The organism is Microcoleus sp. S13_C5 (genome assembly GCF_036700845.1).
GTDB lineage: Bacteria > Cyanobacteriota > Cyanobacteriia > Cyanobacteriales > Microcoleaceae > Microcoleus.
This window is the reverse complement of record NZ_JAUBPR010000043.1, coordinates 37,481-48,431: the sequence shown is the minus strand read 5'-3', so window position 1 is coordinate 48,431 and position 10,951 is coordinate 37,481. Positions and strand designations below refer to the sequence as shown.

The window sequence follows — 10,951 nt, the reverse complement described above, 5'->3', positions numbered from 1 at the left end:
CATATTTAATTATGGACTAATGAGGGGCATGGTATCTCTGAGTATTTGTACTCATCGCATAAGTGTTATGCTCCCGAGCTTGACATCGCCTTGATTAGCCCCACTCGCTGCAGAGCAAGCAGCAATTGACGTAGTTAGAATTACACCTAGTAAAAACAAGACGATGTACGCTTGGACGGAGCGTCCTAGATGCTGGGCTTTTTTGAGAAATTGCCCGGAAAATCGCACCAATTGGGAACTGGCTGCGATCGCAAATTTTAGAGACTGAACTATCGAAGTCACTGAATTTTGCCAAACTTGTTGTTGATTCACCGATACTTTTTCTTTAACTACGGTATTTTTATCAAGTTTGCGTAGTTACTTTTAGGAGTATAGAGTCATCAAATTAGAGTTTTCAGTTTTCTTAATATTTTTTTAATAACTTGTCTTAACCTACCGCTACCATTACAAAGAGTTCAAACTCACACCCGCCCGCCGTGGTCGCTAAACAGTTAGAACTGACTAACTTACAGCAAATTTCAATCATCAGATGTACCACAAAATAAATTATCTAATTGGTTCTAAAAATAGACCACAATGATTAAACCAGTTGGGAGCATTTTCATCTGTAATCCCATTGATTGCTTTTGTGAGCGCGGCATCAAGAGTCTGTGAACTTCGGGCAGCTTCAGAACGCATAATCCCTTTGATTTTTGACTCCTGATAATTCAATTGGTGATCAATCCGGGGAGTAAGGTGGTAAAAATTTAACGTTTACCCCAAAAGATTTAATTAAAGTTTCGACAGTCTTAGCATGATGAACAGGTAAGTTATCCATCACTATAATTGCTCCTTTCCATAACTGGGGCAGTAAGATTCGTTCGAGATAAACCATTGATTGCAATTTGCTGTAAAAACCTGGAGGCAGAGCCTCAAGAAATGAGTTCCCCGGTAGAACCTGGGAACGAGAAACCAACAAAAAAGCACCTTAAAAAAAGTGCTTTCATGAATATAGAACTTTCCGTGTCTGATGAAACTTTTACGAGTAATTCCGGGGAGTGCGCGCACCGGCAGATGCTCCTACCATCGAAGCAACTAAACCCAATAGTGAGCCGAACAAGAACGACCAACCAGCTTTTGCAGCATTACCAGCAATATTGCGAGCATCCTGAGCAGATACGTTAGGTGCTCGCGTCGGCAAATCCACCCCGCCCTGCTGCGCTTGATTAATTGCTTCTCCTGCATTCGCAGCTATTACGCCAAAAGTACCGGCCACGCCATTTGCTAACAGCCAAGAGCCAATTGTTAAGGTCGTTGCCCACAAAATTGCTCCGTTCAAAAGCGCTGTGTTGCGATTCATCGGGCCGCAAGCGCGAGCAGTTACCCAACCGCCAACGGCCAAGCTAATTAACAAACTAATAATTGACCAAATTCCGACGCCGGTACCCACGTCTCCTGAGATACTGCGCGGAGCTCCTGAATTAGCAATGTTGCTCAAGCCGATCGCAGCGCCCAATGCACTTAACACCAGTTGTGTGCCGATCGCAATTACCAAACCTGAAAAAATCGGGCCCCAACGTACTCGATCGTGGTATTCCATCATTGAATTAACAACCACGGGTTCGGTACCAACGTTATCTACAGGTCTATTTACGTATGACATAGGTTTTTCTTTCCTCTTAGAGTTGCTTTAATTTTTAACAATCTTTCACCTTAAGCATTGATTGTGGCTGAGATTGATAAAAAGTATATCTGCCTGGGGAAATAACCAGTATCTATGTCTGAAGAAAGAAACGAAAAAGTCATCCGCCCTCAGCCAGTCGCTATTAGCTAATGACTGATGACTGATGACTGATGACTGATAACTATTTTATCCCGTTAGAAAAGTTCCCGGATGTATACAGGAAATGCGGAGGTATACAGAAAATACAGCTTAACGCAATCTTACAGCCGTTCCAACGGCAGTAATCAGCAGCAAAGCCCCGTTCGAGTCTACATTAATCGTGCCGGTGTCAACTTCCACCCCGATTACGGCATTGGCGCCGAGGCGCTGGGCCCGTTTTTCCAGTTCCGCGAGGGCATCTCGCTGTCCTTTGAGAAACACTTCCTCGTAACTGCCGGTGCGCCCGCCGATGATGTCGCGAATGCCCGCGAAGAAATCTCGCAGGGCATTGGTGCCGTAGACAACCTCAGCAGTTACAATTCCCAGGTAAGATTGAATTTCTGCTCCTTGGATGATATCAGTTGTTGTTACAATCATCAGTTGGCCTCAGTCGCGAAAATTTTGAGTGGGTCTTGTTCTGTAGATTTACTACATCTCGCCGCTCAAAGATTCCTGGTAAACCCTAAGCTGTCAGCTTAACAAGGTGGCAGCCACTCGCTCTTTCATTCCACACACTCTTTGAAACAAATGGCCGTGCACAAACAAAGTCTCTTGGTATTCAGTACGTTGCTAGTAGCAGGATTCGCTGTCGCAGCGCCGCAGATAGCGCTCTCAGCAGAAACATCCGTTCAAGTCAACCCTCAAAATAATTCAAATTTAGATGCTCTGCTGCGACAAGGGCGCGAGTTGGTAGATTTAGGAGACTACAGTAAGGCGATCGCCATTTATCAGGAAGCTGCGCGTTTAGATACAGAAAATCCGCGCATTTTTTCTGGTATTGGCTATTTAGAAGCGCGTCAAGGCAACTATCAAGCCTCAGTAGAATTTTACCAACAAGCGATCGGTCTGGAACCCAACAATGCTGACTTCCAATACGCATTAGGATATGCTATGGCGAATTTGCAAAACTATCCCGCAGCAGCCACAGCTTACCGCCGTGCCGCTGCGCTCGATCGCAAAAATGTCAATGCCCGGATCGGTCTCGGAGTGGTACTCTTTCAGCAAAAAGATTACAGCGGTGCTTTTAAAGCATACCAAGAGGCGATCGCCCTCGATCCGAAAAGTTGGCAAGCTTATTCTTCAATGGGTTTAGTATTGATCCAGCAGGGAAGTTTTGCCAGTGCGGTCACCGTGCTCCAACAAGCAGCCGAACTCGCTCCCAAACAAGCTGGTGTCCAGTTAAAATTAGGCACTGCTTTGCTGCGTGCCGGCTATACTTCCGAAGGGCTAGCAGCTTTTGAAGAAGCTGGCAAATTGGAGCCCCGGAATCCAGAAGTGCAGCTAGAAATTGGCGAACTTCTCCAGACACAAAAGGATTTCGACGGAGCGCTGGCAGCTTATCAGCGGGCTATTGCGGTGCGACCAAATTTAGTGGAAGCACACGCAGGAATAGGGGAAATTCAACTGGAAAAACAAGATTTTTTAGGAGCGATTACCACTTTTGGGCGAGTGATTAAGCTCGATCCAAACAGAGCCGAAGCTTATTACAATATGGGTACGGCACTCAAAGCACGCGATCGCAAATCCGAAGCAATTGAAGCTTTTAAACAAGCCCTAGACACTTACCGCCAGCAAGGCAACAATGATGGTGTACAAAAAGCTGAGGCGGCGCTCCAGCAACTAAAGTAATATGTCTCAATGTACTAATAGGTAATTGGCTAGCAGTTTTGAGGGGGGAGTAAGTAATTTTCCTAGGTCTTAACTCCTTCCACTCGCCGTGTTGCAAGGAAAAAGCAATCTCAAAACTGTTTCTATTCCCTATTCCCTATGCCTTCTTTCCTCTTCCTTATTCCTTTTTACTTCGTTTGCTTAAGTTTTTAACTGAAGGTAGATAAATGTGACTAAATAGAGTACACTACTGTCGCGATTGGAGAAGGGCGCTCACTCTGTAAGTTTAAAAATAAATCAGGCGATCGCACAACAGCATTTGGTAAAAGCTCCATCTTTTGTAAGATGTTAAAATTGCTTAGTGAAGGTGAATCTATTTCTATTGATAGAGACTGCCCACTTGTTAACATTTGTAAAATAAGCAAAATATCCTATCCCCAGAGCTTCATCTATGCAAACGTATGACGTGATTATCATCGGCGCAGGTCACAACGGACTGGTATGTGCGTCTTATCTCCTAAAAGCTGGATATACCGTTCTGTTGTTAGAAAAACGTTCGGTTCCCGGCGGCGCGGCCACTACCGAAGCTGCGATTCCCGAATTGCCGGATTTTAAATTCAATATGTGCGCGATCGACCACGAATTTATCCATTTAGGACCAGTTGTAGAAGAATTAGAACTGGAAAAGCACGGTTTAGAATATCTTTTCTGCGATCCAGTTGCCTTTTGTCCGCATCCCGACGGCAAATATTTCTTAGCGCACAAATCTGTAGAAAAAACTTGTGCTGAAATTGCCCGCTACAACGAGCGCGATGCTAAAAAATATGCCGAATATACAGACTTTTGGCAGCGGGCTTTAGGTGCAATGGTTCCGATGTTTAATGCGCCACCAAAATCCATCATAGATATTCTGGGCAACTACGATATTGCAAAGATCAAAGATTTATTGTCAGTCATCGGTTCCCCCGACAAAACGTTGGACTTTATTCGCACGATGCTCACCAGCGCTGAAGACATTGTTAACGAGTGGTTTGACGAGGAATTTATCAAAGCACCCCTAGCAAGATTCGCCTCAGAACTCGGCGCGCCTCCTTCGCAAAAAACCCTTGCTGTAGGCGCAATTATGCTGGCAATGAGACACAATCCCGGGATGGCAAGACCGCGCGGAGGGACGGGTGCCTTAGTGCAAGCGCTGCTTAATGTAGTGAAAAAATACTCGGGTGTGGTACTTACCGACCAGCACGTAGAGAAAATATTAGTTGATGATGGTCGCGCTGTGGGAGTTAGAGTTGCCGGCGGCACGGAATACCGCGCTACAAAAGGTGTCATTTCTAATATTGATGCTAAGCGCTTGTTTCTGCACTTAATGGATTCGAGCGATGTTGACAGTGCAGACCCGGATTTGCGGGAAAGATTAGAGCGCAAAATTGTTAACAACAACGAGACTATTCTCAAAATAGACTTAGCTCTCAATGAAGCGCCTAGATTCGAGCGCTGGAATCATCGGGACGAATATTTAATCGGGTCGGTTTTAATTGCAGACTCGGTGAGACACGTTGAAATTGCTCACAGCGACCCTTCAATCGGCCGAATCCCCGACTCTGACCCATCGATGTATGTGGTGTTTCCGACGGTACTAGACCCGTCAATGGCTCCCCCCGGACATCATACGGCTTGGATTGAATTTTTTGCTCCTTACATGATCGAAAATGCTGAAGGAACCGGCCAGCACGGTACGGGTTGGACGGATGAACTCAAAAACAAAGTTGCCGATCGCTGCATTGATAAATTAGCAGAATACGCCCCCAATATCAAAAATGCAATTATCGGCCGCCACGTGGAAAGTCCGGCGGAATTGGGAGAGCGTTTGGGGGCTTTGAAGGGAAATTATTATCACGTTGATATGACGCTAGATCAGATGATATTTTTCCGTCCTTTGCCGGAGTTGGCGAATTACAAAACGCCGATCGACGGTTTGTTTCTCACGGGGGCGGGAACGCATCCGGGCGGATCGATTTCGGGTATGCCGGGACGCAATACCGCTCGCGTTTTCATGCACTCGCAGCAGCCTTTCGCCCAGACTTTCGCAGATGCGGCTAATACTTTGAAAGCGAAGGGTAAGTCGGTATTTCGCAGTAATGAGAAGTAAGATTTTTAGCAACCGCAGATGAACGCAGATAAACGCAGATGTGATTCATCTGCGTTTGTTTGTATTGATTTATCAGTGTGCGAGCGCGAGAATTTTTTCTGGTTGATTCCCTGTGAAGGGAAAACGATTTGCGATCGCCACCAATAACTTTTTTAAATCCGGTGCATCTTTCGCGCTCGGTGGCGGCGGTTCGCGCTCCGTCAAATCTGTTAAAATATTTTTGGCTCACAGAGCATATTTCATCGATAATATTCTCAATATTAGAAGAACAAGTTAACGCTGAAGGCATTTTTAAACTTAGTGTCGCAGCCAAAACTCTAATTTAGTAGAACAGGCAAGTCGCTGTTAGAAGTCCCTCCCCATCTCCGGATCAGGGCGATCGCCACCGCTCGCCCAGCATCTCGCATTCTCATAAATTCATACTTTATGCGGATGAAAAAGCCTACCCAAAGTTGACACACTTAGAGATGGCGTTACCCTTTTTTGAGCGATGGCAAACCGAGTTTTGATTGTCGGCGGTCGGGGACGAATTGGCAGCAGCGTTGCCCAAGACCTTGTTACCCATACCGACGCAGAAATTACCGTTACCGGACGCAACTCTGAAGCCTCTATTGGGCCTGGATTGCCGCCGGATAGGGTGCAGTATCAAGCTTTAGATTTAGCAGACAGTGCAGCCCTGCATCAAGCTGTTTCATCCTCTAACCTCGTCGTTCACTGTGCCGGGCCTTTTCACTACCGAGACGCCAGTGTATTGAAAACTTGCATAGAAGCAGGTGTTAATTATACTGATGTCAGCGATAGCCGCAGTTTTACTCGCAGAGCTTTAGAATTGCGAGAAACAGCTAAAAATGCTGGGATTACTGCTATTATTAATACGGGCATTTTTCCCGGTGTGTCTAATAGCATGGTGCGCCGAGATGTGGAACAATTAGATGAAGCAGAATATATCCATTTGAGTTATGTAGTCGGAGGTTCTGGCGGCGCTGGCGTTACCGTCATGAGAACCACTTTTTTAGGATTGCAAACCCCTTTTGAGGTTTGGGCCGATCGCAAGTGGCAGCAAGTAAAACCCTACAGCGAGCGCGAAACAATTGAATTTCCCGCGCCCTACGGTAAAACAGGGGTTTACTGGTTCGATATGCCGGAGGCAATCACTTTACCCGAGACTTTCCCGGTCAAATCAGTTGTGACTAAATTCGGTACGTCTCCCGACCTTTACAATCACCTTACCTGGTTTGTTGCCAAGTATTGGCCCGCTAGCTGGCTCAAAAATAACTCCGTGATTGAATTTCTCTCCTACGTCAGTTATGGGATGACCAGTGTTACTAATAGTTTTAGTGGGGTTGGTGTGGCAGTGCGATCGCAAGTGACTGGTGTCAAAAACGGTCAACCCGCTAAAGTTGGCTCGACAGCGATACACCCCAGTGCTGCCGTCGCTACGGGCATCGGTACTGGCAGCATAGCTCAATTAATGTTAGAAGGAAAACTGGAAAAACCCGGTGTTTGGTCGGTAGAGCAAGGTCTTTCTACCGAACTATTTGAACAAGCGATGCAGAGTCGCAACCTCGATATTAATCAAGAATGGTTGTAACTTTTGGCTTTAAATCTGTTGGGATGTTTCTCCAGTTGCGAATAACTGAAATGGGGTAGCAATCTCAATTAGCCTTTCATACATAAACAGGCTTTGGGGTCTGTTATCCAAGAAAGTTTATTTGTTGTAGAACGGGCCCTCCTAGCCTGTTACTGAGCATGGTACGTGATGTGAGGAATTTTCTATTTAGAAGCGGAGAGAACTAATCTATCTTTTGGTAGAAGTAAAGTTAACGATCAGGCGTTTAATATATTTCACAACACGGTAAATCTCCCTTTTCGCTGTATCTGGGTGCAGCAGTTGCAACAAAAGTTGCCCCGATCGCTAAATTTTGAAATGTGCGATCGCAGTGAAGGGGCGACAAACACCATAATTTTTGCGGAAAAATACGAGGAGAAGTTGATATGAAGCGGGTTTTAAAAGCTCTAGGACAAACATTGAGCCAAAGCATTTTGCTGGTCTGTACCCTGGCGTTCATTGGTCTGCTAAGTCTAGCGATATTACCCAGTCAGGCTGCTTACGCAGGTCAAGACAGAACTCAGGCGCCGCCCGAAGCTAAAATTACTGACCCCGCAGAAAGTTTCGAGGATCTCAATCCCCAAGCAGCTTACGATGAAATAGTCAAAACCTCTCAGAATCCTGCAAAGGTCGAGAAAGCTTACGATGAAAGCTTAAAGGAGTACAAGGGAGAACACCCGCAAGAAGGCATAGTTCAAAAAGCTGAAGAGTTGATCGAAAAGGTCACGGGCAACTAATAAATCAAGAGATTTATATCTAACTCAAGTTGTTGGTAAATACACAGATTCTGTGAGTACACAATTGCTCCGACATCAGAACTCACTTGAACATAATTATCTAGGGTGCGCCTCGGCGCACCTTATCGTTTTAGGGTAGCGTGTAAAAGGGAGCAGCTCAAGGAAAGCAGCCAAGCCCAAAATTGGAGTCAGGAGTCAGCAGCCAGGAGAGAAGATTCAGAAGGAAGAAGGAAGGAGCCAGAAGAAGTGTTTTTACAAATATGAGATGCTCCCGTGTAAAACTACGTTGTGACTCCCGAACTATTTTTTCGTTTCCCTGCTTTTTAAGCTAGCAGGTTCATCCTCAAGGAAGATGAATAGATATGAATTTAAAAGGTAAATTTAATAATAGTTACAGTTAGATAAAAGGAAAAAAATATCATGAGCGATGACAAAAAAACGGTACATCAACCTGATGCTAACCTCGACCCGATTTCCGGGGAAACAGGGGCTCATCCAGTCGCAACGGGTATTGGTGCCGCGGGTGCGGGTGCTGCAGGTGCTGCGATCGGCGGTGCCATCGGCGGGCCTGTAGGAGCAGTTGTGGGCGCTGTGGTGGGTTCGTTTGGCGGCGGTTTGGTGGGCAAAGGTGTGGGCGAGGCGATCGACCCCACGGTAGAAGATGCTTACTGGCAAAGCAACTACAGTTCCCGTCCTTACGTGGACACGAGCGCGACTTACGAAGACTATCAGCCTGCATACCGCACTGGTTATGAGGGATACACTCGCTATGGCGCTACTGGTAAGAAATACCACGAGATCGAACCGGATTTGCAGCGCGACTACGAAACAAATCGCGGTAAGTCTAATGTGACTTGGGAAAAAGCGAAGCACGCCACGCGCGACGCTTGGGATCGGGTGGAACGCGCTGTTCCTGGCGACATTGACAAAGACGGCCGCTAAGGGCTTACGCCAAGTATTTCTCAGTCTTGGACGCACACCAACTCAAGCGTTCCGGTTATTTTTAGCCTGGTACCGGAATGGAGGGAAGTGTTTGATAAAAAAACCAGGCTGCAGCGTCTTGGACTGTTGTTGATAGGTGGCACAGTTTTTAACGCGAGTTTAGCGAAGTTTTTGGGGATTTTTAGCCCCTCTCTACATCGGAGAGGGTATTTTTATGCTCCCTTGAAATGGCATTTTTCAGGACGATTTTTATTTCACAGGGCTGTTCGCTGTGAGAACTCGCTATAGACGTACAGCCTTTGCTGTGCATGAGTTTCGCACTCCTAATAAACGCTTTTTACCAAATCGGGATGCTTCGGTTGGAGAGGGGCATTTTTTTTTGACTATTAGCCTTAAAATTAAACTAATTCAGGACTGAGCCATCGATCGCATATTTTTGTCATTGTTCGCGATGCGCTTTCTTCAATCGCAGCCGGATCGTAAAGCGTCGGTGGCTTCAAGTCCGATAATTGTTAATCTAAATCCTCTCATTCAAAATTGGTATTACTTGTGGATGAAATGTTGGAAACAGCTTGGACACTCAAGCAAAATTTAATTGACTTTGTGCTGGATGCTGAGGGAGAGTTGGCGGTAGCTTTGGAAGCTTATGCAGCAGCTCGATCGACCGGCGAGCGCTATGATATTGCTCAGCAAAATCAAGTGATTGACAGTTTTACAGTCGAAGGCAAAGTTGGAGAGAAAACGCCGATCGACCTATTTGTCGAAAGTCAGCCAGATTTAACCGAGAGCGAGCGCAGCTTGCTAGAAAGTTGGCAGCACAGAAGCTTCACCGGCTTATTTGAAATCACTCAACTTTCCCCCGACAAGTTTGAACTGATGAACTGGCTGACGGCTAAGCACTACGTTGTCAAGCCAAACAGCGCTAACTTCCTGCAAGAAATGTCTCGCTTTAAGTTAGGAGAAATCTTGCTGGCTCGGATTGCTCCCCTTACCGATGACTGGTGGATACTTTCGAGTTCTCCCATCCTGAAGGGGAAATTGGGTAAGCCGAAGTTGGCGGTGGCGATCGGCAATTTCAAGCAAAATCACAAAAAGAACCTGTACAGCGATGCCCCGGAATTGTTAGAGCAAGCTTGGGAGTCAGTAGAAAAGTACCACGAAGATTTTACCGAATTTTTTGGTAGTGATGAATTGACGCTATCGGGATATCACCTGAATAAACAGTTGGCTGAATTTCAGGAATTCATCACTAAAAAACGCCTAGCTGATATGGGCGTTGATGGAAGTAAATCTCTCGCGGATATCGTTGAAGATGCCGGAGTCGATCGAGAAGAAGTCAAAGCAGCAGCCATCGCGGCAGCAGGTGCCGATGCTAACGCAGTTGAGGTAATGCTCGACAGCAATGCTAGTTCAAAAATGGTAATGCCGAAAGTCGAATTGCCCGATCGCTTTAAGAAAGCCGAACAGGTGACAGCACTTTCTCATCCTCGCTGGGGACAAACCTTTTTGTCTACTTACGCTCAATTTACTGCACTGCTAGCAGCAGAAGACTTTTCAACCGTTCCCGGTTACGAAAAGCTGGTGCGTAACTATCTAGAAGATCCTGCAATTAATGTCTGGATTTGGCAACGGTTAGCTAAAGTTAATCCCGCGAAATTAGAACAAATTTTGCAAACTGTATTGGAACGTACAGACTTTCAGATAGATCACGATTTAGATGCCTTGCTGCAAGAGTTTAAAAAACCCTTAGAACCAGAACTCCCGGAAATTGCCAGCGTTCCCGTGCACCTGCACAACTTATTTCAGGAAGCTTTAGGCGAAGTTAATAAGTCAAAGTCCAAACCGCAGGAGAAAAAGAAAAGCTCTAAAGGCTTTAAATCCTAAGCAACTAAGTTCGTGGCATACTCCTACACGCTATGCTATTGCATACAGTGTAGGCTGCTCACAAACTCCACCTCATGCTATGTGCTAACCCGCCCGCTTCGCCAAGGCATACTCGATGAGATTGCCGCAGCCAAGGGAAAGCAGGAAGAGAATGGCAATTT

At 45.9% G+C, this 10,951-nt stretch carries 10 protein-coding genes; 6 read left to right on the top strand and 4 right to left on the bottom strand.

Annotation, left to right across the window (positions count from 1 at the left end):
* Positions 1–718 precede the first annotated feature (718 nt).
* The 3 genes from QUA04_RS29950 to QUA04_RS13875 form a co-directional block, all read right to left on the bottom strand.
* Positions 719–874 carry a transposase gene (locus QUA04_RS29950; protein ID WP_445242323.1) on the bottom strand — a complete coding sequence of 52 codons (156 nt, stop codon included), beginning with the start codon at positions 872–874 and terminating at the stop codon, positions 719–721.
* A gap of 144 nt (positions 875–1,018) precedes the next feature.
* Positions 1,019–1,642 carry a hypothetical protein gene (locus QUA04_RS13880; RefSeq protein WP_333257955.1) on the bottom strand — a complete coding sequence of 208 codons (624 nt, stop codon included), beginning with the start codon at positions 1,640–1,642 and terminating at the stop codon, positions 1,019–1,021.
* Between the two features lie 270 nt (positions 1,643–1,912).
* Positions 1,913–2,239 carry a YbjQ family protein gene (locus QUA04_RS13875; protein WP_006634531.1) on the bottom strand — a complete coding sequence of 109 codons (327 nt, stop codon included), beginning with the start codon at positions 2,237–2,239 and terminating at the stop codon, positions 1,913–1,915.
* A 150-nt stretch (positions 2,240–2,389) separates the two neighbouring features.
* On the opposite strand from QUA04_RS13875, the gene QUA04_RS13870 reads away from it, so the two are divergent.
* Entirely contained in the window at positions 2,390–3,490 is a 1,101-nt protein-coding gene (locus QUA04_RS13870; RefSeq protein WP_333257954.1) for a tetratricopeptide repeat protein, read from the top strand.
* A 430-nt stretch (positions 3,491–3,920) separates the two neighbouring features.
* Positions 3,921–5,618 carry a beta-carotene ketolase CrtO gene (gene crtO, locus QUA04_RS13865; RefSeq protein ID WP_333166523.1) on the top strand — a complete coding sequence of 566 codons (1,698 nt, stop codon included), beginning with the start codon at positions 3,921–3,923 and terminating at the stop codon, positions 5,616–5,618.
* Between the two features lie 72 nt (positions 5,619–5,690).
* On the opposite strand, the gene QUA04_RS13860 is transcribed toward crtO, so the two are convergent.
* Positions 5,691–5,822: a hypothetical protein gene (locus QUA04_RS13860; protein ID WP_333257953.1), complete on the bottom strand. Its 132-nt coding sequence runs from the start codon at positions 5,820–5,822 to the stop codon at positions 5,691–5,693.
* A gap of 286 nt (positions 5,823–6,108) precedes the next feature.
* Here QUA04_RS13860 and QUA04_RS13855 point away from each other — a divergent pair, with 286 nt between their 5' ends.
* The 4 genes from QUA04_RS13855 to QUA04_RS13840 all read left to right on the top strand — a co-directional run bounded on the left by QUA04_RS13855 (position 6,109) and on the right by QUA04_RS13840 (position 10,790).
* A complete protein-coding gene (locus QUA04_RS13855; RefSeq protein WP_333257952.1) occupies positions 6,109–7,209 on the top strand; it encodes a saccharopine dehydrogenase NADP-binding domain-containing protein in 1,101 nt (366 codons plus the stop codon).
* A gap of 404 nt (positions 7,210–7,613) precedes the next feature.
* Complete coding sequence (locus QUA04_RS13850; protein WP_333257951.1) at positions 7,614–7,964, top strand: hypothetical protein; 351 nt, start codon at positions 7,614–7,616, stop codon at positions 7,962–7,964.
* Between the two features lie 420 nt (positions 7,965–8,384).
* Positions 8,385–8,906, top strand: coding sequence for a hypothetical protein (locus QUA04_RS13845; RefSeq protein ID WP_333257950.1), 522 nt, complete (start codon positions 8,385–8,387; stop codon positions 8,904–8,906).
* 549 nt (positions 8,907–9,455) lie between these two features.
* On the top strand, positions 9,456–10,790 hold the full coding sequence (locus QUA04_RS13840; protein WP_333257949.1) for a hypothetical protein: 1,335 nt from the start codon (positions 9,456–9,458) through the stop codon (positions 10,788–10,790).
* Positions 10,791–10,951 lie beyond the last annotated feature (161 nt).

What these genes read in the sequence shown, in the direction of transcription:
- QUA04_RS29950 (WP_445242323.1), bottom strand. Translation starts at nt 874, where the DNA reads ATGGTTTATCTCGAACGAATCTTACTGCCCCAGTTATGGAAAGGAGCA.
- QUA04_RS13880 (WP_333257955.1), bottom strand. Translation starts at nt 1,642, where the DNA reads ATGTCATACGTAAATAGACCTGTAGATAACGTTGGTACCGAACCCGTG.
- QUA04_RS13875 (WP_006634531.1), bottom strand. Translation starts at nt 2,239, where the DNA reads ATGATTGTAACAACAACTGATATCATCCAAGGAGCAGAAATTCAATCT.
- QUA04_RS13870 (WP_333257954.1), top strand. Translation starts at nt 2,390, where the DNA reads ATGGCCGTGCACAAACAAAGTCTCTTGGTATTCAGTACGTTGCTAGTA.
- crtO (WP_333166523.1), top strand. Translation starts at nt 3,921, where the DNA reads ATGCAAACGTATGACGTGATTATCATCGGCGCAGGTCACAACGGACTG.
- QUA04_RS13855 (WP_333257952.1), top strand. Translation starts at nt 6,109, where the DNA reads ATGGCAAACCGAGTTTTGATTGTCGGCGGTCGGGGACGAATTGGCAGC.
- QUA04_RS13850 (WP_333257951.1), top strand. Translation starts at nt 7,614, where the DNA reads ATGAAGCGGGTTTTAAAAGCTCTAGGACAAACATTGAGCCAAAGCATT.
- QUA04_RS13845 (WP_333257950.1), top strand. Translation starts at nt 8,385, where the DNA reads ATGAGCGATGACAAAAAAACGGTACATCAACCTGATGCTAACCTCGAC.